General features: G+C 63.0%; 24 protein-coding genes. 10 read left to right on the top strand and 14 right to left on the bottom strand.

Translation table 11 applies throughout. The features are described 5' to 3' along the window. Nucleotides 1-4: 4 nt before the first annotated feature. Nucleotides 5-958, bottom strand: coding sequence for a 2-hydroxyacid dehydrogenase (locus LDN95_RS03645; RefSeq protein WP_226016255.1), 954 nt, complete (start codon nucleotides 956-958; stop codon nucleotides 5-7). Between the two features lie 2 nt (nucleotides 959-960). Next, the gene (locus tag LDN95_RS03640; RefSeq protein ID WP_226016254.1) at nucleotides 961-1464 is read right to left on the bottom strand and encodes a DUF2141 domain-containing protein; all 504 of its coding nucleotides are present in this window, start codon (nucleotides 1462-1464) and stop codon (nucleotides 961-963) included. Between the two features lie 450 nt (nucleotides 1465-1914). Here LDN95_RS03640 and rpe point away from each other — a divergent pair, with 450 nt between their 5' ends. From rpe to LDN95_RS03620, 4 genes are all read left to right on the top strand, one after another. Further along, nucleotides 1915-2622 (top strand): ribulose-phosphate 3-epimerase, encoded by a 708-nt coding sequence (gene rpe / locus LDN95_RS03635; protein ID WP_226016253.1) that lies wholly within the window; start codon nucleotides 1915-1917, stop codon nucleotides 2620-2622. 4 nt (nucleotides 2623-2626) lie between these two features. Continuing rightward, the gene (locus LDN95_RS03630) at nucleotides 2627-4576 is read left to right on the top strand and encodes a heparinase II/III family protein (protein ID WP_226016252.1); all 1950 of its coding nucleotides are present in this window, start codon (nucleotides 2627-2629) and stop codon (nucleotides 4574-4576) included. A 13-nt stretch (nucleotides 4577-4589) separates the two neighbouring features. Then, nucleotides 4590-6179, top strand: coding sequence for a bifunctional phosphoribosylaminoimidazolecarboxamide formyltransferase/IMP cyclohydrolase (purH, locus tag LDN95_RS03625; protein ID WP_370631641.1), 1590 nt, complete (start codon nucleotides 4590-4592; stop codon nucleotides 6177-6179). Between the two features lie 75 nt (nucleotides 6180-6254). After that, a complete protein-coding gene (locus LDN95_RS03620) occupies nucleotides 6255-7106 on the top strand; it encodes a thioesterase family protein (protein ID WP_370631640.1) in 852 nt (283 codons plus the stop codon). Between the two features lie 94 nt (nucleotides 7107-7200). On the opposite strand, the gene LDN95_RS23275 is transcribed toward LDN95_RS03620, so the two are convergent. The 9 genes from LDN95_RS23275 to LDN95_RS03575 form a co-directional block, all read right to left on the bottom strand. After that, nucleotides 7201-7875 (bottom strand): cell wall hydrolase, encoded by a 675-nt coding sequence (locus LDN95_RS23275; protein ID WP_226016250.1) that lies wholly within the window; start codon nucleotides 7873-7875, stop codon nucleotides 7201-7203. Nucleotides 7876-8084: 209 nt separating this feature from the next. After that, nucleotides 8085-8423 (bottom strand): DUF1491 family protein, encoded by a 339-nt coding sequence (locus LDN95_RS03610; RefSeq protein ID WP_226016249.1) that lies wholly within the window; start codon nucleotides 8421-8423, stop codon nucleotides 8085-8087. A gap of 14 nt (nucleotides 8424-8437) precedes the next feature. Beyond that, the gene (locus LDN95_RS03605) at nucleotides 8438-8899 is read right to left on the bottom strand and encodes a PTS sugar transporter subunit IIA (RefSeq protein WP_226016306.1); all 462 of its coding nucleotides are present in this window, start codon (nucleotides 8897-8899) and stop codon (nucleotides 8438-8440) included. Nucleotides 8900-9106: 207 nt separating this feature from the next. Then, entirely contained in the window at nucleotides 9107-9712 is a 606-nt protein-coding gene (hpf, locus tag LDN95_RS03600; RefSeq protein ID WP_226016248.1) for a ribosome hibernation-promoting factor, HPF/YfiA family, read from the bottom strand. A gap of 45 nt (nucleotides 9713-9757) precedes the next feature. Continuing rightward, nucleotides 9758-10456, bottom strand: a complete 699-nt coding sequence (gene dnaQ, locus LDN95_RS03595) for a DNA polymerase III subunit epsilon (protein WP_226016247.1) — start codon at nucleotides 10454-10456, stop codon at nucleotides 9758-9760. A gap of 40 nt (nucleotides 10457-10496) precedes the next feature. Continuing rightward, nucleotides 10497-11114: a dephospho-CoA kinase gene (gene coaE, locus LDN95_RS03590; protein WP_226016246.1), complete on the bottom strand. Its 618-nt coding sequence runs from the start codon at nucleotides 11112-11114 to the stop codon at nucleotides 10497-10499. Beyond that, nucleotides 11111-11974 (bottom strand): shikimate dehydrogenase, encoded by an 864-nt coding sequence (aroE, locus tag LDN95_RS03585; protein WP_226016245.1) that lies wholly within the window; start codon nucleotides 11972-11974, stop codon nucleotides 11111-11113. The genes coaE and aroE overlap by 4 nt, the downstream gene beginning before the upstream one ends. Next, a complete protein-coding gene (locus LDN95_RS03580; RefSeq protein WP_226016244.1) occupies nucleotides 11971-12555 on the bottom strand; it encodes a nucleoside triphosphate pyrophosphatase in 585 nt (194 codons plus the stop codon). The genes aroE and LDN95_RS03580 overlap by 4 nt, the downstream gene beginning before the upstream one ends. Before the next feature lie 43 nt (nucleotides 12556-12598). After that, nucleotides 12599-13444, bottom strand: coding sequence for a pyruvate, water dikinase regulatory protein (locus tag LDN95_RS03575; protein ID WP_226016243.1), 846 nt, complete (start codon nucleotides 13442-13444; stop codon nucleotides 12599-12601). Nucleotides 13445-13774: 330 nt separating this feature from the next. Here LDN95_RS03575 and hemE point away from each other — a divergent pair, with 330 nt between their 5' ends. Further along, on the top strand, nucleotides 13775-14812 hold the full coding sequence (gene hemE / locus LDN95_RS03570) for a uroporphyrinogen decarboxylase (RefSeq protein ID WP_226016242.1): 1038 nt from the start codon (nucleotides 13775-13777) through the stop codon (nucleotides 14810-14812). 4 nt (nucleotides 14813-14816) lie between these two features. Then, on the top strand, nucleotides 14817-15287 hold the full coding sequence (locus tag LDN95_RS03565) for a TlpA disulfide reductase family protein (protein WP_226016241.1): 471 nt from the start codon (nucleotides 14817-14819) through the stop codon (nucleotides 15285-15287). Between the two features lie 4 nt (nucleotides 15288-15291). On the opposite strand, the gene LDN95_RS03560 is transcribed toward LDN95_RS03565, so the two are convergent. Next, a complete protein-coding gene (locus tag LDN95_RS03560) occupies nucleotides 15292-16260 on the bottom strand; it encodes a transporter (protein ID WP_226016240.1) in 969 nt (322 codons plus the stop codon). A gap of 51 nt (nucleotides 16261-16311) precedes the next feature. Then, complete coding sequence (locus tag LDN95_RS03555; protein WP_226016239.1) at nucleotides 16312-16713, bottom strand: hypothetical protein; 402 nt, start codon at nucleotides 16711-16713, stop codon at nucleotides 16312-16314. Nucleotides 16714-16753: 40 nt separating this feature from the next. Here LDN95_RS03555 and LDN95_RS03550 point away from each other — a divergent pair, with 40 nt between their 5' ends. The 3 genes from LDN95_RS03550 to rho all read left to right on the top strand — a co-directional run bounded on the left by LDN95_RS03550 (nucleotide 16754) and on the right by rho (nucleotide 18978). Further along, nucleotides 16754-17023 carry a hypothetical protein gene (locus tag LDN95_RS03550; protein WP_226016309.1) on the top strand — a complete coding sequence of 90 codons (270 nt, stop codon included), beginning with the start codon at nucleotides 16754-16756 and terminating at the stop codon, nucleotides 17021-17023. A gap of 65 nt (nucleotides 17024-17088) precedes the next feature. Then, nucleotides 17089-17535 carry a CopD family protein gene (locus LDN95_RS03545; RefSeq protein WP_226016238.1) on the top strand — a complete coding sequence of 149 codons (447 nt, stop codon included), beginning with the start codon at nucleotides 17089-17091 and terminating at the stop codon, nucleotides 17533-17535. A gap of 186 nt (nucleotides 17536-17721) precedes the next feature. Further along, complete coding sequence (rho, locus tag LDN95_RS03540) at nucleotides 17722-18978, top strand: transcription termination factor Rho (RefSeq protein ID WP_226016237.1); 1257 nt, start codon at nucleotides 17722-17724, stop codon at nucleotides 18976-18978. Between the two features lie 93 nt (nucleotides 18979-19071). Here rho and LDN95_RS03535 read toward each other — a convergent pair whose 3' ends face one another. Beyond that, nucleotides 19072-19455 (bottom strand): nuclear transport factor 2 family protein, encoded by a 384-nt coding sequence (locus LDN95_RS03535; RefSeq protein WP_226016236.1) that lies wholly within the window; start codon nucleotides 19453-19455, stop codon nucleotides 19072-19074. 169 nt (nucleotides 19456-19624) lie between these two features. Between LDN95_RS03535 and LDN95_RS03530 the strand changes: the two genes are divergently transcribed. Next, nucleotides 19625-20710 (top strand): aspartyl/asparaginyl beta-hydroxylase domain-containing protein, encoded by a 1086-nt coding sequence (locus tag LDN95_RS03530; RefSeq protein WP_226016235.1) that lies wholly within the window; start codon nucleotides 19625-19627, stop codon nucleotides 20708-20710. The last annotated feature ends 13 nt before the right edge of the window (nucleotides 20711-20723 follow it).

Here is a 20723-nt window from a genome sequence, read left to right as displayed (position 1 = left end):
GCGCTCAGCCGACCAGATGAAGCGTTTCGGGAACCGGGGTCAGCGGGCGGCCGGTATCGAACCACGCCGCCAGATTGTCGATCATCCGCTGGCCCATCGCCTGACGCGTCACATCCGAGGCCGAGCCGAGGTGCGGCAGCAGCACCACGTTGTCGAGCGCCAGCAAAGCCGCAGGCACGCGCGGTTCGTCGGCATAGACATCAAGCCCCGCCGCCGCGATCGTGCCCGCTTGCAAGGCTGTGACAAGGGCGTCCTCGTCAACCACGGACCCGCGCGCAACATTGATCAGCACGCCAGAGGGCCCGAGCGCACGCAGGACGGCAGCATCGACCAGATGGCGTGTCGCCACCCCGCCCGGCACGATGGCGATCAGCACGTCGCATGCCGCCGCCAGCGCCTCCGCCGAGGGATACCACGGATAGCCCACATCGGCCTGCGGCGAGCGGCCGTGGTAGGCGATGGCCACGCCAAAGCCATCCAGCCGCCGCGCAATCGCCTTGCCAATCGCACCCAGCCCGAGAATGCCTATGGTGCGCCCGCGCAGCGATGGCGACAGCGGGAACGCCCCTTTGAGCCAGCCTCCTGCCCGCACGAACCGGTCCGCCTGCGGCAAGCGCCGGATTGTCGCGAGCAGCAATCCGATGGTCAGGTCTGCGACTTCCTCGTCGAGCACTCCGCCGGTATTGGTCACGATCACCCCATGCGCCAACGCCGCAGCGATATCGATGTTGTCATAGCCGACGCCGAAATTGGCGATGATCCGCAAGGCCGGCATGCGCGCCAGCAGGGCTTCACCGATAGGTCCGGCCAGTGTGCTGGCCGCCATCGCCGGAATCCGCGCCAGTATCGCAGGGTCAAGCCCGTCTGACAGTTGATGAATGGCAAACCGGGTTTCCAGTGCCGCCATGGTCACCGGCGGCAAGGCGGCAGCAACCAGCACTTCAGGCCGTGCAGCCACGCTCATGGATAGGACAGGTGAATGGTCGTGGCCAGGTTGGGCTTGCTCACGTTCAGGCGCACCGAACGGAAGGCAGGCAGGCTCGCGATCGTTGGCGGGTTGTTCGAAAAGCCGAACCCTTCGGTCGGAATTCCCAGCAAACCGCCGCGGTTGATCGTTCCCGAATTATCCTCGTCATGATAGATGGCGATCGCGTAGACTGCGGGATGTGGCACGAACAGGCAGAACCGGGTAACACCCGCAACCGCTGGTGTGCGGGCTACATATAGCGAACCATTCTTCACCAGAAAGCGGCTCGAATCATCGGCATAGAGCGTTGCCGCAATCTGACCGGCGGCATTCCGGACACCATCGACGGAGATGTAGATCCACGTGTCGCTGGCCCGGCCAATGCAATTCGGGGTTGCTGCCTGAACCGCCGGAGTGGTTGCCACCAAGCCGACCAGTGCAATAGTCATGGCCGCAAATGCATGCCTGAACACGGCTTTACTCATCGGGAAGGTCATGGGCAGTCGTGGTGATGACACGGGGCAATCCTGAGGATGGTTTCGGCCTGAAAACGGTTTCTGCCTGAACATGGTTCAAGAACGACAAGCAAGACGCCAGTTCGAATCGCGGCGGAACCTATGCCGTAAACGACGCCAGGACCAAGCTCTTTGCGCCCGTCTGCTTGATCGGCCATGAACGAGGCCTGCGCCGAGCGACAAGGCCTGCATGATGGTTGCCGCCTGCAAGTAGTTGCCTCGGAAATGACCCGTTTCCAGACATAGCGTGTGGAAAACGGGTGGATACGAACTTGTAGGCAGCACTGCCCCCCGGTAATCGCTTGGCTTGGGCTTGGGGAGTGCGCGGCGGCACCACGTGCTGAAGTGTGCGCCGGATCGGCCCTACATGAACCGTCCCTTGCCAAAGCCTTCCGCCCTTTTCTATCGCACGCTGCACCCGGATTAGCTCTTTTGACATCGCTCCTCGTTTCAAGTTCCGATGAATTGCTGCCCCGCCCCGCCGCTCCGCTGATTTCGCCGTCGATCCTGTCGGCTGATTTCGCCCGGTTGGGCGAGGAAGTGCGCGCGATCGATGCGGCAGGCGCTGACTGGATCCATGTCGATGTGATGGACGGGCACTTTGTGCCAAACATCACCATCGGACCGATGGTGGTGAAGGCGCTGCGTCCGCACACCACCAAGCCGTTCGACGTTCACCTGATGATTTCGCCGGTCGATTCCTACCTCGAAGCGTTTGCCGCTGCCGGGGCCGACATCATCACCGTCCATCCTGAAGCGGGACCGCACATCCACCGCACCGTGCAGGCGATCAAGGCCTTGGGCAAGAAGGCTGGCGTATCGCTCAATCCTGGCACGCCTGCCAAGATGCTCGACTACCTGATCGACGACATCGATCTGGTCCTGATCATGAGCGTGAACCCTGGATTTGGCGGACAAAGCTTCATTTCCAGCCAGTTGCGCAAGATCGAAGCGGTGCGCAAGGCAATCGACAAGTCGGGTCGCCCCATCCATCTGGAGGTCGACGGCGGTGTCGACCTTGCCACGGCCCGGCAGTGCGTTGACGCAGGGGCCGATGTGCTGGTGGCCGGAACCGCCACCTTCCGCGGCGGACCGGACCGGTATGCTGCGAACATCGCGGCGCTGAAGGGAGCCGATTGATCGCATGGCATCACCCCGCCTCACCATCGTTCGGGGTGATCCCGATGGCTCTGGCGGGGCCGCAAACGACGGCGCAAGCGGTGCCGATCCTCATCGCAGTGGGCTGCCCCTCGGGGATGGGATCGATCCCCTGCGACGCGAAGCGCGAACCCCGCCGCGCATGACCGGCAAGTCGGCCAGCAATGCGGATCCTTTCGAAACCGCCCAGATCGAAGCAGCCCAAATCGAAACCGGAGTGATCGAACCGGGGCGCGCGCTGGCCCTCGCCGATTTCTCTCCTCCGGCCGTTGGCGCGGGGGAACGACTGATCCGGTTGGCCTATGCGGTGGGCCTGCCCGCCAGCGCGATCAATCCCTTCCGCAAGCGCACGGCCCCCCGCATCACCGCTACGGTCAGCAGCCCGCTGCAGGGCGATCCGGCGGCGGGCACCGCGTTACGCGCAGGGCATTTCCTGCTCCACGGGGTCAAGGCTCCGATCGCCGATGTCGAATTTTCCGGGCCACGCCTTTCGCCACCATTCGAACGCCTCATCCATGGCTTCGGCTGGCTGACCGATCTCGATGCTTGCGCGCCGCGCGCGCAATGCACGGCAGTGGCTGAGCGGATCACCGGTACATGGCTCGCGGCCAACCCCGCACCGAACGCGACGCCTGCATGGGATGTCGGCCATACCGGGCACCGGCTGCTGGCCTGGCTGGTACACGCGCCGCTGCTGCTGTCCGGAACCGATCGCAAGTTCCGCGCGCAAATGCTCGGCGCCATGGCCTCGACCGCGCGGTGGCTTGATCGTCATATCGGCCGCGCCAAGGACAAACTGGGTGAGGTCGCAGGTTGGGTGGGCATCACCGCCGCGGGGCTTTTGCTCGCCGACGGCCGCGCGCGCCGTTTGTATGGAGAGGCGGGCCTGATCCGCGCACTGGGCGATCTGGTGGGCGATGATGGCGGGGTATTGTCGCGCAGCCCGCTCTGTCAGATCGAGGCGATCGAACTGCTGGTGGCGCTGAAGGCCTGCTACGCCGCCGTGCGCAGCGATCCCCCGCCGCAGATCGATACCATCCTGGCGCTGCTGGTACCGCCGCTGCTGGCCATGCTTCACGGCGATGGCGCGCTCGGCTCGTGGCAAGGCAGCGGCGCGGTTTCAGCACACCGTATTTCGGGCCTGGTGCGTGCCAGCGGCGTGCGCACCCGTCCGCTGCGCGACGCGCGGCAGTGGGGTTATCAGCGCGTTTCGGCCCAGCGTGCCATCCTGCAGTTCGACGCCGCCCCACCGCCCGCCAGCCGCCACGCGCGCGAAGGCTGCGCCTCGACCCTGGCGTTCGAGTTCAGTCATGGGGCCGACCGGCTCATCGTAAACTGCGGCGGCGCAGCAGTAGCCGGTGGGCTGATCCCGCATCGTCTGGCGCAAGGGCTGCGCGCCACCGCCGCTCATTCGACGCTAACGATTGACGATTTCAACTCCACCGCCGTGCTGATCAACGGCAAGTTGGGCAGCGGCGTGTCCGAGGTCGAGATCGACCGGCGCCTGCTTGCGCCAGAGGGCGGCAATGCCGGAGCCACCCGGCTGGAAGCCAGCCACAACGGCTATGTCGCGCGGTACGGGCTGACCCACCGTCGCGTGCTGATCCTGCGCGATGATGGCACCGAGCTGCGCGGAGAGGACGTGCTGGTCCCGACTGGGCGCAAAGGCAAGCGTGGCACCATCGGCGTAGCCTTGCGCTTCCACCTCGGTCCGCATATCGAGCTGGCGCAAGGTCAGGACGGCCTTGGCGTGACGCTCGCGCTTCCCGATGGCAGCCTTTGGCAGTTCCGTTCGGGGCGCGATCCGGTCACTGTCGAGGAAAGCATCTGGGCCGATGGGCTAGGTCGCCCGGTCGGCATCAGGCAGCTCGTCGTCGCGGCCAAGATTCCGCGCAGCGGGGAGACCTTCTCCTGGCTGCTCAAGAAAATGCGATAGACAGGATAGCATTGTGAGCACTGTAGAGATCAAACGGGCACTGCTTTCGGTGTCCGACAAGACCGGTTTGGTCGAACTCGGCCAGGCATTGGCCGCGCGCGGCGTCGATCTGGTTTCCACCGGCGGGACCGCCCGCACCTTGCGCGAAGCAGGTTTGCCGGTGCGTGACATTTCCGAAGTCACCGGTTTCCCCGAGATGATGGATGGCCGGGTCAAGACGCTGCATCCAAAGGTCCACGGCGGCCTGCTGGCCGTGCGCGACAATGCCGAGCACGCAGCGGCGCTGGCCGACCATGACATCGCGACGATCGATCTGGTGGTCGTCAACCTCTACCCGTTCGAGGCGACGGTCGCGCGCGGGGCCGAGCGCGACGAGGTGATCGAGAACATCGACATCGGTGGTCCCTCGATGGTCCGGTCGGCGGCCAAGAACCATGGCTTTGTAACGATCCTGACCGATCCGGCGGACTATGCCACGCTGCTGGCGGAGCTTGAAAGCAACAACGGTGCCACCACGCAAGGGTTCCGCCGCGCCATGGCTGCCAAGGCGTTTGCCGCCACGGCCGCTTATGATTCAGCGATTTCGCAATGGTTCGCGCGGGTCGACCAACAGCAGCATTTCCCCGAGGTACTGGCCGGTGCCCACACGCGCGTCACCGCATTGCGCTACGGCGAGAACCCGCACCAGTCGGCCGCGCTCTATGTTGCGCGGCGCCCCGCCGAAACCGGTCTGCCGCAGGCCGAACAAGTGCAGGGCAAGGAACTGTCCTACAACAATTATAACGACGCCAACGCCGCACTGGAGCTGATTGGCGAGTTCGCCGGGGCCAAGCCGACCGTCGTCATCGTCAAGCATGCCAACCCGTGCGGCGTGGCCAGCGCCGACACCTTGCTCGATGCCTGGCAGGCCGCACTGGCCTGCGATCAGGTTTCGGCATTCGGGGGTATCGTAGCAACGAACGTACCGCTCGACGGTCCCACCGCCAGCGCCATCTGCGAGATCTTCACCGAAGTCGTGGTCGCGCCCGGTGCCGATGACGCCGCACGGACCGCGTTTGCGCGCAAGAAGAACTTGCGCCTGCTGCTCGTCGATTCCTTGCCCGATGCCAGGCGCGCCGGTCTGGTCACCGTACCCATCGCGGGAGGTCTGCTGGTGCAGGACCGCGACAACGGCGCGCTCGATCCGGCTGACCTGAAGGTGGTGACCGCGCGCGCACCGAGCGAACAGGAGCTGAAAGACGCGCTGTTCGCGTGGACCGTCGCCAAGCACGTCAAGTCGAACGCGATCGTCTACGCGCGCGAAGGCGTGACCGCCGGTATCGGCGCTGGCCAGATGAACCGCCGTGATTCATCGCGCATTGCCGCCGCCAAAGCGAAGGAAGCCGCCGAAACGCACGGTTGGGCGCAGGCGCACACGGTCGGCTCGGCCGTTGCATCCGATGCGTTCTTCCCCTTTGCCGATGGCTTGCTCGCAGCGGTCGAAGCGGGGGCAACGTGCGTGATCCAGCCGGGCGGATCGATCCGCGATGACGAAGTGATCAAGGCCGCCGATGAGGCCGGTCTTGCCATGGTGTTCACCGGCATGCGCCACTTCCGTCACTGAGGCAGGACAGGGCCCGGCCGTTCGGCGGGCCTTTCCTTTCAGCCTTAATCGTGCAATTAAACCCTCACCTTCGGGGTGAACGGGGTGAGCGTCTGCGTGGTTGAGGCATTTTATACCATTGAAGATAACGTCTTTGTTCCCACACGGAGCGCACACGGATATTGGCAAAAGGGCACATTGAGCGGATCAGCCATGGCTTCGCTGCTCGGCCATGTAATCGAACATGACCATCTAGACGAAAGCTGGGTTCCCGCACGCTTTGGCGTGGACATGGTGCGTATGGCAACTGCCGCGCCCCTGACCGTCGATACGACGGTGCTGCACGAAGGCGGGCGTATCAGGCTGGTCGAAGCCAGCCTGATACAAGATGGCCGACTGTGCGCGCGCGCTGTCTGCCAGTTGCTCCGCACCAGCCAGCAGCCCGCCAACCCGGTGTGGCAAGCGCCAGCCTGGCCCGCGCCCCATCCCGAGACATTGCCTTCGCTCAAGCAGTTCGGGCGCTGGGACGCGCGACCGATCCCTGCAGGGCACGCCCGGTTCGATCGTACGTCACCCGGCCAAAGCCGCGCCGAAGACAGCAATCCGCCGGTTTTGGGCCAGTTGGCGCCCGCCAATGCGCGGCAGACATGGTTGCGCGCTGCGGGCGAGGTGGTGGCCGGAGCGCCGCTTACACCCTTTGCCCGGGTATTCCTGACCGCCGATTTCGCCAGTCCGCTTTCGCACAGCAGTGAACAGGGGATCGACTTCGTCAACACCGATTTCACGGTGCATCTGCACCGGCTACCCGTGGGTGAATGGCTCGGCTATGAACTGGCCCCGCATGGTTCGACTGACGGTGTAGCCAGCGGTCTGGTCTGGTTGCACGACCTGTCCGGGCCGATCGGCGCAATCTCGGTCTCGGCTCTGGCAATGACACGACGCGTCTGAACCGACACCGAAAAGGGGCCTCCGGTCATTCCGAAGGCCCCTCCCCTGCATGCAGCGCTGATCGCACAGCCCGGCTACGCGCCGGCGGTGCGGTTCAACGATAGAATACGTGGTTGTCGATGCGCGCCATCCGGGTCTTGCCGGACACTGGGCCGACGCGTGCCGCGTGGAAGTACATCGCGCCTTCGACCGGGCTTTTCCACGCGCCGCTATCGGCGATCATGGCGACTTTGGCAGCCTGTAGCCAACCGCGGTTCGAACTATCGACTGCGGGCAAGGCGCGTCCGCGAACAAACGAAAACTGCGAAGGTTGCAGCACGACACCGCAATATGAAGCGGGGAAACGGCCCGAGCGGGCGCGGGCCACGACGACGCGACCAACAGCCAGCTGCCCGGCGAGAGTCTCGCTCTTGGCTTCGAAATAGATGGCGGTGGCCAGACAGTGCAGCTCGTCGGACAGCGCAGATGGTGCTGGCGTGGCATCAACCGCAGCGGCTAGCGAAGCAGCCGGCGGTGAAAGCGTGAGAGTTGCCGCGTTGTCGATGGATTGTAGATTTGGCGTGACACCATCCTGTTGCTCGACACGCACGGTCGGCTGATCGGAAAGTGATGTCACCGGCGATGCGCCTGGCGCTTCGCGGACCAGCACCTGCAGGTCTGTGGCCTGCTGGCGGGTAGACTCAGCGCCTGCACCGGTGGTGCCAAGGAGCGCTGCAAAAAAAGTCGCGGTGATGCTGATGGCACTCGCGATGCGAAGGGATCTACTCACGTATCGTCCAGATCGGGCGGTGAGCTTTGGCTCCGGGAGCGCTGCGCGCGAGCACCACGATAGCGATCATGGTGCCGCAATTCGCGGCGTTTACCCGGCCCTTGGCCCCCCGTCTGCGTGCTGTCGTTCCGGGCCTTGTGCCCATGAACGCCGCCTGCGCATTGGTCAGAGGATTGCCATGCTGGGGGCTTCGGGGCGAGTCAATGCCTTCACCTGCGGTTCAGGTCGAAACGAGCCGAGTCCGCGATGAGAAGTTCGATCATCCACAGATCCGGATCGCGACTCGCCCGACGCTGCAAGAATTCCTCGAAATCCTGTTTGTTATCAGCCTCTTGATGCCTGATTTCCTGCCACAGGCGTGGCCCATCGGCTTGGGGCAAGCGTTCGAAAAGTGCGCCAAGCCCTTTGGAATCAACGACAATTACCAGAATCGTACCGCTATCAGGATCACCCTTGCGTAGCACCGTGGCAAAGCCCCCGGCTGATTCGCACGCCCGCAGCAACCCGCCAACTTCAAGCCGTGCAGGCAGGCGGGAATCGTCGATCACCCGCTTCGTCCGCCCTAGGACGCGTCGAGATCGAGGACGTTGACCAGCACGGCATAAAGCGCGTCGGCATCGGTTGCCGAAACCAGCCGCTCATGCATGCGATCATCGCGCATCAATCGGGAAATCGCGGCCAGCGCCTGAAGATGGATTGCGCCGGCATGATCTGGAGACAGCAGGCCAAAGACACAATCGACCGGCATTCCGTCAGCAGCGGCGAACTCGACCGGATTCTGCAGACGGAAAAACACCGCAACCGGCCGCGCCAGCCCTTCGATGCGGGCGTGCGGAATGGCAACACCCCGACCAAAGCCAGTGCTGCCCAAAGCCTCGCGTTCTTCGATACGCTCAAGCACATGCTCTCGATCAAGCCCGTAGACTTGCGCGAAGCAGGCGGAGAGTTCGGCGAAAATCTGCTGCTTGGTTTCGGCTCGAACGATGCGAACAGCTTGGGAATCAATGGAAAATAGAGCAGACATGGACTGGTAAAGCCCCAACGTGCGACAGGGCACGATCAATTGGGCTGCCCAATGCGCCGGTTCGGGCGCTTGTGCAAGCACCGAATGCCGCCTTTGTAGCGCTCGGACGTCATCCCTTGCCGACGGCGCCAGTCATACTGGGCCAGCCATACTGGGCCAGTCATGCAGGGCCGGTCATGCGGGACCGGCCCTGCGGTGGCCAATGGATCACTTGGACGGTTCGACCCAACCGATCGAGCCGTCACCGCGGCGATAAACCATGTTGTGAGTCCCGGTTCCGGCGTTCTTGAACAACAGCGCATTGGTGTTGCGCAAGTCGAGCATCATCACAGCGTCCGAAACCGTTGCGGTGGGCACATCGACGCGGGTTTCTGCAATCACCAGCGGCGCGTCGGCGGGCTCGTCGGTATCATCGTCCTCGACCACGAACACGGTATAGGCCGCGTTCTCCAACGGACCGGTCGGCTCGATCACGAAGTTCGCCTCTTCCTGGCGGCGGGCGTGGAGTGCGGTTTCGTGGCGATCCTTGATGCGATGCTTGTAGCGGCGCAATTGGGTGTCGATCTTGTCGGCTGACTGGTCGAGCGCGAGGTGGGCATCCTGCGCCACCGCGCTGCCCTTGAGGATCAGGCCCTGCGTGACATGGGTGACGATGTCGCAGCGAAAACCGCCGTGCGGGGCCTTGCCCAGCGTGACGTGCGAGGACAGTGCGCGGGAAAAGTATTTGTCGACGATGACCGCCAGCCGTTCGTTCGCATGGGCTTCAAACGCGGTGCCGGTCTCGACCTGGTGTCCCGAAACGCGAATATCCATCAGTCCATCTCCTTGAGCATGGGGCTGCAGAATTGCTCCTTCAAATCAGGAGCGATTCCACAGCGCATCCCCGAAACCCGCCATGAATTGCTCATGCCGGGCCCGTTCCGCCGCACTGGCCGCATGGGGCCGGGGCGCGCGAAAGCTGCGCGGCGTTGCCGACGGGGTGGCTGGCGCGGTCACTTCGCCACGCGTCACCACGGCAGCATCGGCCGCGAGTTCGAGGCCGATCTGGCGGCCTCCCATCAATTCCACATAGAGTTGCGCGAGCAATTCGGCATCGAGCAACGCGCCGTGCTTGGTGCGGTGGCTGCGATCGATGCCATAGCGCGAGCACAGCGCATCTAGGCTGAGCTTGGCGCCGGGATGCTTGCGCCGGGCGATCGCGACGGTATCGACCATGCGGTCGCGGCCGATCTCACCCAGGCCGCACAGCGCCAGTTCGGTGTTCAGGAAGCCGAAGTCGAACCCGGCATTGTGGGCGACCAGCGGCGAATCGGCCAGAAAGTCGAGCAGTTCGGCCGCGCGGGTGGCGAATTTGGGTTTGTCGGACAGGAACGTGATCGACAATCCGTGGACCGCCTCTGCCTCAGCCGGCATGTCGCGTTCTGGATTGAAATAAGCATGGAATATTGCGCCCGTAGCCACGCGGTTGACCATTTCGATGCAGCCGATCTCGACTAGTCGGTCGCCGCTTCTGGGATCAAGCCCGGTGGTTTCGGTGTCGAAAACGATCTCTCGCATTCGGGGGACGATGGACCCGTGCTGTTGGCCTTGCAAGGCTTCAGCGGCGGTTTTTTTCCCGGATCTGTTCGACAAGGTTTCCGACAGCCTGCCGTGTCTGGTCGAGCGAGACACCCGTATCGACGACGAAATCGGCGCGCGCGCGCTTGTCCGCATCGGGGACTTGCAAGGCGAGGATTTGCGCGAATTTCTCCGCGGTCATACCGGGCCGTCCGAGCACACGATGGCGTTGCTGCTCTGGCGGGGCGGAAACCACCGCGACGGCATCGAGCCCCGCGCCGTGGCCTTTCTCGAACAATAGCGGAATATCGAACACGATCAGCGGCTGACCAGCATGCTCGATCAGGAACGCATTGCGCAGGCGGGCGACAGCGGGGTGGACGATCGCCTCGAGTCGCTTGAGGGCTTCCGGGTTGCCGAACACTTGCGCGCCCAGCTCGGCCCGACGCACCCCCTCGGGCCCGGTTGTTCCGGGAAAGGCCGCCTCGATCTCGGGCAAGAGCGGACCATCCGGCCCCTGAAGCTGATGAACCGCGGCATCGGCATCGAATACCGGAACACCCAGTTCACGCAGCATCGTGGCAACGGTCGATTTGCCCATGCCGATCGAACCGGTCAGGCCAAGGATGAAGGGCCGGCCGGGATGCGCCGCGCTCATGCCGCACCCAATCGGCGACGCAGTTCGGCGTCGGCTTCCCCGCGTGGTGGCAAGGCACCAAAAAAGCGTCGGAAGGCATGATCGGCCTGCCCGATCAGCATCGACAGCCCATCGATCGTGCGGAATCCGGCGGCACGAGCGCGCTGCAACAGATCGGTATCGAGCGGGCTCGTGACGATGTCATAGAACACCGACCCGGGCGGCGCATGGCTGAGATCGAAGGCCAGTTCCGCCTGACCCGCCATCCCGAGCGACGAGGCATTGACCACCAGATCGAGACACCCGGCGCGGTCATCGAAGGCAAAGTCGGTCGGCGGGGCAAAGTGACCGAGATCGGCGACATGGTGCTCGCCGCCCGGATCAAGCTCGTCGAGCAGTGCCCGCGCCTTGGCCGGATTGCGCCCGGCCAGCACGATCATCAGCTTTTCGCTGGCCAAGGCGGTGATAATCGCCCGGGCAGCACCGCCGGTGCCGATGACTCGCGCCATGCGGAACAGATGAGTCTGGTCGAGCAGAGGCCGCAGCGGCTCCAGAAAGCCCGGTGCATCGGTATTGTAGCCGACCAGTTTACCGGCTTCGGGTATGACGGTGTTGACCGCGCCGATCCGCGCGGCGAGCGGATCGAGCCGGTCGATCAGTGCAATGACCGCCTGCTTGTGCGGCATCGTGACGTTGCAACCGCGCCAGGCCGGATCGTCACGCCGCGCGGCAAGATAGTCTGCCAATTCATGTGAGCGAACGTGAGCCGCGCGGTAGTCGGCATCGATAGCCAGCCGTTCCAGCCAAAAGCCGTGGATCGCGGGCGATTTCGACTGAGCGATCGGATCGCCGATCACTTCGGCATACGGACGCACGGTCATGCCACCATCTCACCCTGATCGCGCAACGCGCGCAACAGCGCGAGCAATGGCATGCCCAGCACGGTGAAGTGGCTGCCGTCGATATGCTCGAACAGTTGCGCACCGAGCGCTTCGATCCGGAACACGCCGACACAACCGGCAACGGCGGGCCATTCGCTGTCGAGATAGCTGTCGATAAACTGTGCAGACAATGTGCGTACCTTGAGCACAGCGCGCTCGCAGTGCCGCCAGGCGGGCACGGAATCGCGGAACAGAACCGCTGCCGAATGCAGGTTCATCGTCTTGCCCGAGAAGAATTCGAGGTGTTCGACGGCGTTTTCCCGGCTGACGGGCTTGTCGAACAGGCGACCGGCCACTTCGACCAGCGAATCCCCGCCCAGCACCAGCCGTCCGGGCGTGGCCACCGATACTGCCAGCGCTTTGGCTTCGGCGAGGATCGTCGCGATCTCGCAAGCGGGCACACCGATCAGTTCGCGCTTGATCGCGCCTTCATCGACATCGGCGGATCGCGCTTCGAACGGCACCCCGGCAGCGGCCAGCATCGCCTTGCGTGAAGCACTTTGCGAGGCCAGCACGATCATGATTGCAAGGCCTTCTTCGCAACAACCTTCACAAAAGCAGTCTTCACAGGGGACGTCCTCCCAGCGCGGCATCGCCCCCGGCGGCGATACGCTCGTTGTACAGATTGATCACCGCCGCTGCGGTTTCCTCGATCGATCGGCGCGAAACGTCGATGACCGGCCAGCCGTTGTCGGCAAACAGACGGCGGGCATACTGGACCTCGCGGTTGACCTGTTCGGAATCGACATAGGCGGTTTCGGGCGCCTGGTTCAACGATAACAGACGGTTGCGGCGCACTGCGATCAACCGCTCGGGACTGGTGGTCAGCCCCACGATCAACGGCCTGCGCACGGTGTAGAGATTGGACGGCGGCGGGCTTTCGACCACGATCGGGATATTGGCCACTTTGTACCCGCGATTGGCAAGGTAGATCGACGTTGGGGTCTTGGAACTGCGTGAAACCCCTGCCAGCAGGATATCGGCTTCCTCCCAGTTGTCCCAACCGATGCCATCATCGTGCGCAATCGTGAACTGAATCGCATCCACCCGGCGGAAATAGGCTTCGTCCATGGCATGTTGCTTGCCCGGACGGCCCTTGGCTTCCATGCCGAGCTGCTCCTCGAGCGCCAACGTGACTGCATCAAGCGCCGCGACGCTCGGCAGGCCAAGCGTCGCGCAGCGCTGTTCAAGCCGCGAGCGCATCTCGTCGCTGACCAGTGTGAACAACACCAGCCCCGGATTGGCGGCAATTTCGCTCATGATCCGATCAAGGTGCTGTTGCGAACGGACCATCGGCCAGAAATGGCGCACGACATCGGCTTCGTCGAACTGGGCCAGCGCCGCCTTGGCGATCATTTCAAGCGTTTCGCCGGTGGAGTCCGACAGGAGATGAAGGTGCAGCCGCTGCATGAAGCCCCGTTTTTCCAGCCTCGGGATGAAGCTGTGGACAGGCTGAAGGTAAACCACGGGATAAAGCCGACGACAAGTTGCCACGCCGATTCCGTGCCCGACACGAGTCCTTCCCGCCACGCGTTGACCACAGGTGGAAAGGGTTAACCACAGGCTGTGGAAAGTGCGTAGAACTTTGCCTTGCCCACGCAACCGTGCAGAGTCGGCGTCCGAAGTTTTTGTGGGAAGTTCCGCACAAATCGGGCAGAGCCGCGTCGTCCCCGCTATCCACAGGGCCAACAGACTCCAACAACCAGATTCTAAGAATCTATTTATTTGGATTGAAGAACGATGCCCGGTCCGCTGCTGCGCACCTTGCAGGGTGAAAACCTTGCCTCCCGCCCGATCTGGCTCATGCGTCAGGCTGGCCGCTATCTGCCCGAATATCGCGCCCTTCGCGCCGACAAAGGCGGATTCCTCGCACTCGTCTATGACAGCGAGGCTGCTGCAGAAATCACGCTGCAACCGATCAAGCGTTTTGGATTTGATGGGGCGATCCTGTTCAGCGACATCCTGATCGTGCCTTATGCAATGGGCCAGAATCTGGAATTTCTGGCGGGTGAGGGGCCGCGCATGTCGCCACGCCTGCTCGATGCCACGCTGGAGAGCCTCCAGAGCGTGCCTGAGCGTCTTGAGCCGATCTACCGGACAGTCGGGCTGGTCAGGGATGCTCTGGCCGCCACAGACGGCGCTGCGACCACGCTGCTGGGCTTTGCCGGCAGCCCCTGGACCGTGGCGACGTACATGGTGGCAGGCGAGGGCAGCCGCGATCATCACGACACGCGCGCCATGGCCTATCGCGATCCAGTAGCGTTTCAGGCGATCATCGATGCCATCACCGAAGTGACCATCGAATACCTCGCCGGGCAAGCCGCAGCCGGGGCTGAAGGGCTGCAACTGTTCGACAGTTGGGCAGGCAGTCTGGCTCCTGCCGAATTCGAACGCTGGGTGATCGCGCCCAATGCCCGCATCGCCAGCGCGATGCACGCGCGCTACCCCGATGTGCCGATCATTGGTTTCCCCAAGGGCGCAGGCGAGAAGCTGGCGGCCTATGCGCGGGAAACCGGAGTCGATGCGGTGGGCGTCGATGAAACCATCGATCCGCTGTGGGCCGCGCGTGAATTGCCATCAGGCTTGCCGGTGCAGGGCAATCTCGATCCGCTGCTATTGCTTGCGGGTGGGCCGGAGCAGGAGCGGCAGGCACTGCGCGTGCTCGATGCCTTTGCCGACCGGCCGCATGTCTTCAATCTTGGCCATGGCATCGGTCAGTTCACCCCGATTGCGCATGTCGAGCAATTGCTTGCCACCGTACGGGGCTGGAGCCGCTGAAGCGGTGCGGCGCGTAACTGGCCTGCTCGCAGCGATGCTGGCGCTGAGCGGCGCTGCTCCACCGCAATTGCCTGCATTTGCCGGGACTACTGTGGATGGCGCTGCCTTGCGCGTCGATCCCGCAGCGCATCGGGTGGTGGTGATCCATTATTGGGCCACCTGGTGCGTACCGTGCCGGGTCGAAATGCCCCTGCTCGATCGAATCGGACATGCCCATGGTGTGCAGATCGTGGGGGTAGCGCTTGATTCGGGGGCAAGTCGGCAAAAGATCCGCGCTGCGGTGACCAATGTCGGCTTTGCCTTGATACGCGCCGGCGATACCGGGATTCCAGCGCGCGCGATCCCGTCGGCTCTACCCGAAACGCTTGTCTATGGCCGCGATGGCCGCCTGCGCGCTCGCTTTGGCGCAGGTGGCAGGATGCTGGACGAGGCCGCGCTCGACCAACTCCTGCCGACACTGCTGGCGGAGAAATAGGCGATCAGAAGCGCGCGTGGAGCCCGGTCGAAAGCACCACACGCGGCGTCAACTGATAGCCGTTGACGCGCATGTACAGCGGAACTTGGACATTGGCGAAGGCCGACAGCGCGCTGTTGAGCTTGGCCGTGAACCCCGGCGCCACATAGATCTGCTCACCGCCGCTGTTTTCCCGATCCGAATTGTCGCCACGATCGCGCACTGAAACGCGACCGTTGATCTGAATTTGCGGAACGATCGTGCCTTTGCCAAGGCCCAGCCACTGCACCGCCGTCGATCCTTCGATGACAGTGCCCGGCCGGAAATCCTCGCGCGAATTGAGTGCAAACTGGACTTGAGCCTGCGCAACGAGTGCGACTTCGCTGCCAAGGCGGCGATAGTGATAGGCGCCCAGCACGGCTTGCGTGGTACCGCTGCCGGGCTGCAAGCCGCGATCGACGACCTCGCCCGCACCGGGGCCTGAGGTGAAGGTCTGGTGGAATCCACCGGTCGGCAGGATCAGCCCGAACTGCAGGCCGGTGACCCCTTTGGGCGTCGACAATCCCTGCCAGCGCGCGCTTAGGCGGATATCGCCGATCCCGTGCGTGTTCGAACGGGTTTCCTCGGTTGTATCCTCACCGATCGTGCGGTGTGGACGCCACAGTACCGGCACCGCCACGCTGATTCCCCAGTCGTTGGCGAACTGGCGGTCATAGCTGACGGTCAGGTAGTGGTTGTCGGTACGGCGCTCGATCTCGCGCTCGGGCGGCAGTTCGATTGCTGCGGTATCGACGCGATGAGTGTCGGTCTGCAGCACTGCCTGCGGCACATAGTCATAGCGGATGGTCAGCGCCTGGCCGGGCTGGGTAACCAGTCCTTGTGCCAACCAGTCCGAGGTGAAGGTGCAACCGCATGAAGCGCAGGCAAGGGCAGGGGTTGCGGCAAGAGCCGGGGTGATGGCAGCACACAGCGCTGCCGTCTTGATAAGACGCATGATGATTCAATCCGTTCGGCAAGAATTCGACTTTGACAGGCTGAGAAGGTGTCAGCGTGAAAGTGGCGGTCCTTGCGACGGCGGGCGGTGATGATCCGCATCGCGCACTGCCAACGTGGGCAGGGCTAAGCCTGTTGGCAGCGCCTTTGCCGATGGCCTTGCGGTAAATGCGGTGGTCGTGTCGGCATTGTCGGCATGATCGGCCAATGCGGCGAAGGCGCATGGCGAAGCGGCTTCATCCTGGCCATGCTTTCCGCCCAGCGGCACCAGGTGACGCTCGACCGGACCTGATCCATCGCACAGCAGAACGACCAGTTGTCCGGTATGACCGGGTGTCATGTCCGGTGCGGCCATCACACCTTGCGGCATGATCACACGCATCGCCAGCACCAGCGCAAGGATCAGCGCGGTCCAGTTCCGACGTCCGGTGACAAGATGACGCAATCGGTTCATGCCCGGTCACGCGCTTAAGCGATAAGTGACGGCTTGGCGAGTGGTCGAAACGTCGCGCAAAAGGCTGGTTTGTGGGGTCGATCCGGCGCAAGCATTGCGCGATGAGCCTGAGCCTGAATCAAAGCGACTGAACGTGCGAACCCGTCTTTCGATCTGCATGCGCAAGCGCCGTTTCGCCACTGTCGAGGCTGCCGAACAAGCGGCTCAAGGCTTTGACGAAAGCTTGCGCAGCTATCGTTGCGACCGCTGTCATGCATTTCATCTGACCAGCCGACGCAAAGGCAAACGCATACCTCGCCCGACCGATTGACCCATGCGCGCACTTGCCAAGCGAGACCCCTTCCGGCAGCGCATATCCTGTCCTATCTATTCCTCATGGTACAGGTGCTTGCGATGATCTACCTCTGGCTCAAGGCTGGTCACGTCATCTTCGTGATCTTCTGGATGGCGGGCCTGTTCATGCTGCCGCGCTATTTCGTCTACCATCAGGAAGGCGGGCTCAACGGCGCAGAACACGAACGCTGGGTCGATCGTGAAGGCAAGTTGCTCAAGATCATCCTGTGGCCATCATTGGTGGTGGTGTGGGTACTGGGGCTGTCGTTGACGATCGCCGGAAGCTGGCTGACCCAAGGTGGCTGGCTCCATGCCAAGCTGGCACTGGTGGTGCTCTTGAGCGGTTATCACGTGTGGCTGGCCAGCTATGCGCAAGGGCTGGCGAAGGGACAGGCGCGCCTGTCTGGCAAGCAATTGCGCCTGCTCAACGAAGTGCCCGGCGTCACAGCGGCATTGATCGTCATACTGGTGGTGATCAAGCCTTTCTGATCGATCTTGCGTATGATCCATGATTGACGCTGCACAAGCGGGCGTTTATGCGTCCGCCATCTCCGGTTTTGCGCTCTGCCGTTTCGGCTTTGCCCGCATGGTCTGCTTTCTCCAAGCCCTTCGACCACCCGGATGTCCGCCGACCAACCGGTCAGGCGCCCTTGCAGCGACGGAATTGTTCTTGCCATGCATCTCAAGGAACTGAAGAAAAAGACTCCTGCCGAACTCGTCGGCATGGCCGAAGAGCTGGGCGTAGAAGGTGCCAGCACCTTGCGCCGCCAGGATCTGATGTTCGCCATTCTCAAGGAAATGGCCGAAGATGGTGAGGAAATCCTCGGCATCGGCACGATCGAAGTGCTGCCCGACGGTTTTGGCTTCCTGCGCAGCCCCGAAGCGAATTACCTTGCAGGGCCGGACGACATCTATGTGTCGCCAAATCAGGTCCGCAAATGGGGCCTGCGCACCGGTGACACGGTCGAAGGCGAAGTGCGCGCTCCCAAGGATGGCGAGCGCTATTTTGCCATCACGCGTCTCATCAAGGTCAACTTCGATGAACCCGATGCAGTGCGCCATCGCGTCAACTTCGACAACCTGACCCCGCTCTATCCGAACCAGCGCTTGCGGCTCGACACGCTCGATCCCACGGTCAAGGACAAGTCGGCCCGGGTGATCGATCTGGTCAGCCCGCAAGGCAAGGGTCAGCGCGCGTTGATCGTCGCGCCACCACGTACCGGCAAGACCGTGTTGTTGCAGAACATGGCCAAAGCCATCACCGACAACCATCCCGAAGTCTTCCTCATCGTCCTGCTGGTCGATGAGCGGCCCGAGGAAGTGACCGACATGCAGCGCAGCGTGAAGGGCGAGGTCATCTCCTCGACCTTCGACGAACCTGCCAGCCGTCACGTCCAGGTGGCCGAAATGGTCATCGAAAAGGCCAAGCGACTGGTCGAACACAAGCGCGACGTCGTCATCCTGCTCGATTCGATCACGCGCCTTGGCCGTGCCTACAACACCGTCGTGCCCAGTTCGGGCAAAGTGCTGACCGGCGGTGTCGATGCCAATGCCTTGCAGCGTCCAAAGCGCTTCTTCGGTGCTGCGCGCAACATCGAGGAGGGCGGCTCGCTCTCGATCATCGCCACCGCGCTGATCGACACCGGCAGCCGCATGGACGAAGTGATCTTCGAAGAGTTCAAGGGCACCGGCAACAGCGAAATCGTGCTCGACCGCAAGGTTGCCGACAAGCGCATCTTCCCGGCGCTCGACGTGGGCAAGAGCGGCACCCGCAAGGAAGAACTGCTGGTACCCAAGGATCAACTGTCAAAGATGTGGGTGCTGCGCCGTATCCTCATGCAAATGGGTACGATCGACGCGATGGAGTTCCTGCTCGACAAGATCAAGGATTCCAAGACCAACGAAGACTTTTTCGGCACGATGAACCAGTAACACCGGTTCAGCCAGTACCGCATCGCAACGCCCCGGGAACTACAGTTCCCGGGGTTTTTCGTATACTTTTCAGATCAATAGGCGCAAATTCCGTCAGGTATTTTCAAGTTGCACAGCCATCATTTCCCAGACTTTGTTGATGGCTTTCAGCGGGCGGACCATCACCTTGAAGTCTACAATCCGGCCTTCGAGGTCGAAACGGATCATGTCGATGCCGTTGACCTTGATGCCATCCATTTCGGCGGTGAACTCCAGCACAACTTCGGGCCCGTCGATCACCTCGCGCACATAGCGGAAAGTGTCGTTGCCAAACACCTTGCCCGCTGCGGTGAGGTACATCAGCACTTTTTCGCGGCCCGCCTGCGGGGTGTGGACCACTGGTGAATGGAACACCGCGTCGGGCGCGATCAGTTCTTCAAGCAGGCCGAGGTCGTGACCGACCATGTAGCGATGCCATGCGGCGAGTCCGAGTTGCATGGGGTTGTTCTCCCTTGTGTTGTTGTTGGCATGTCGTGTTGTTGCTCGCACCATCATGCCGCAAGCCGATGCGTTGTGCCATTGATCCTGCACAACTTCGCGCTATCGCTGGATGGTGAGCTCATCCGACCTTCTGTCCGCCGGCCTTTCCGCTTTGCGTGCGCGCGACATGCCCCGTGCGGCTGAACTGCTGCGCGCGGCGGCAAAGCAAGTCGATGCTGCAAAGATGCTCTGGCCCGCGCTTGCTCAGGCGGAACTGGCGCTGGGCAATCGGGGTGCTGCTGAAGCTGCGATCGACCAGCAATTGCAACTGGCCTTTCGCGACGTCGGCGCCCTCTTGCTAAAGGGTTATCTGCGCGAACAAGGTGGGGATGATCGCGCCGCGTCCAGTTTCTATCGCACGGCGCTCAGTCAAGGTGCGGTCAGCGGCATACCCGGCAGCCTTGCGACTTTGGCGCAGCAAGCGGAGGCCTTCCTTCAAACCGCCGACTTACGCTTTGCGGACCATTTGCTGGCGCAAGTCGAAGGCAAGGTGTCACCACGCATGGCTGAGGCGATCGATCTGTTGACCGGCCAGCGCCAAATCGATCTGCAACGCCCTTCGGTGTTCTACTTTCCCGGTTTGCCGCAGCGTCGGTTCTTCGAAGTTGAGGAATTCCCCTGGTTGCAACCGATGCTTGAGCTGCTGCCTGCGATGCAGGCCGAACTCGCGGCGGTGCAGGCTGACGAAGGCAGCGAGTCGTTCGTGCCCTATGTTACCGGATCGACCGACCGGCCCGTTCCGAACAATCCGCTCTATCAAGACCCACGTTGGGGCGCGCATTATTTCTGGAAGGATGGGGCCGAGGTTGCGGCTGCGGCTGCGCGTTGCCCGGCGACGATGGCTGCGCTTGCAATCGCCCCGATGCCGCGCATTCCGGGTCGGGCTCCAACCGCACTGTGGTCACGGCTCAAGCCCGGCACGCATATTGCGCCACACCATGGCATGCTCAATACTCGGTTGATTTGCCATGTCCCGATCCGCACCGCGCCCGACTGCACTTTGCGGGTCGGCAGCGAGACACGGACATGGGAAACCGGCAAGCCGTTGATATTCGATGATTCGATGGAGCACGAGGCGCGCAATGCGGGCGGCGAGGAGCGGGTGGTGCTGCTTTTCGAGGTCTGGCGCCCGGAGATTGCCGAGGAAGACCGCGCCGCGATCGCCCGGATTTTCCAGGCGATCGACAGCTACGGCAGCGGCGAAGGGCTTTAGAGCGCTACGCAGC

It is taken from the genome of Novosphingobium sp. FKTRR1 (assembly GCF_020404405.1).
GTDB lineage: Bacteria > Pseudomonadota > Alphaproteobacteria > Sphingomonadales > Sphingomonadaceae > Novosphingobium.
Note: the sequence above shows the minus strand (reverse complement) of the source record. Positions and strands in the feature narration are given on the sequence as shown.

Excerpts from the sequence above, each read along its gene's own strand:
- LDN95_RS03535 (WP_226016236.1), bottom strand. The coding sequence starts at position 19,455 with ATGCAACTCGGACTCGCCGCATGGCATCGCTACATGGTCGGTCACGAC.
- LDN95_RS03605 (WP_226016306.1), bottom strand. The coding sequence starts at position 8,899 with ATGTCTGCTCTATTTTCCATTGATTCCCAAGCTGTTCGCATCGTTCGA.
- LDN95_RS03530 (WP_226016235.1), top strand. The coding sequence starts at position 19,625 with ATGCCCCGTGCGGCTGAACTGCTGCGCGCGGCGGCAAAGCAAGTCGAT.
- LDN95_RS03580 (WP_226016244.1), bottom strand. The coding sequence starts at position 12,555 with ATGATCGTGCTGGCCTCGCAAAGTGCTTCACGCAAGGCGATGCTGGCC.
- LDN95_RS03560 (WP_226016240.1), bottom strand. The coding sequence starts at position 16,260 with ATGCGTCTTATCAAGACGGCAGCGCTGTGTGCTGCCATCACCCCGGCT.
- hemE (WP_226016242.1), top strand. The coding sequence starts at position 13,775 with ATGCCCGGTCCGCTGCTGCGCACCTTGCAGGGTGAAAACCTTGCCTCC.
- LDN95_RS03630 (WP_226016252.1), top strand. The coding sequence starts at position 2,627 with ATGGCATCACCCCGCCTCACCATCGTTCGGGGTGATCCCGATGGCTCT.
- hpf (WP_226016248.1), bottom strand. The coding sequence starts at position 9,712 with ATGGATATTCGCGTTTCGGGACACCAGGTCGAGACCGGCACCGCGTTT.
- dnaQ (WP_226016247.1), bottom strand. The coding sequence starts at position 10,456 with ATGCGAGAGATCGTTTTCGACACCGAAACCACCGGGCTTGATCCCAGA.
- LDN95_RS03555 (WP_226016239.1), bottom strand. The coding sequence starts at position 16,713 with ATGAACCGATTGCGTCATCTTGTCACCGGACGTCGGAACTGGACCGCG.
- LDN95_RS03575 (WP_226016243.1), bottom strand. The coding sequence starts at position 13,444 with ATGCAGCGGCTGCACCTTCATCTCCTGTCGGACTCCACCGGCGAAACG.
- LDN95_RS03545 (WP_226016238.1), top strand. The coding sequence starts at position 17,089 with ATGGTACAGGTGCTTGCGATGATCTACCTCTGGCTCAAGGCTGGTCAC.
- LDN95_RS03640 (WP_226016254.1), bottom strand. The coding sequence starts at position 1,464 with ATGACCTTCCCGATGAGTAAAGCCGTGTTCAGGCATGCATTTGCGGCC.
- aroE (WP_226016245.1), bottom strand. The coding sequence starts at position 11,974 with ATGACCGTGCGTCCGTATGCCGAAGTGATCGGCGATCCGATCGCTCAG.
- rho (WP_226016237.1), top strand. The coding sequence starts at position 17,722 with ATGCATCTCAAGGAACTGAAGAAAAAGACTCCTGCCGAACTCGTCGGC.
- coaE (WP_226016246.1), bottom strand. The coding sequence starts at position 11,114 with ATGAGCGCGGCGCATCCCGGCCGGCCCTTCATCCTTGGCCTGACCGGT.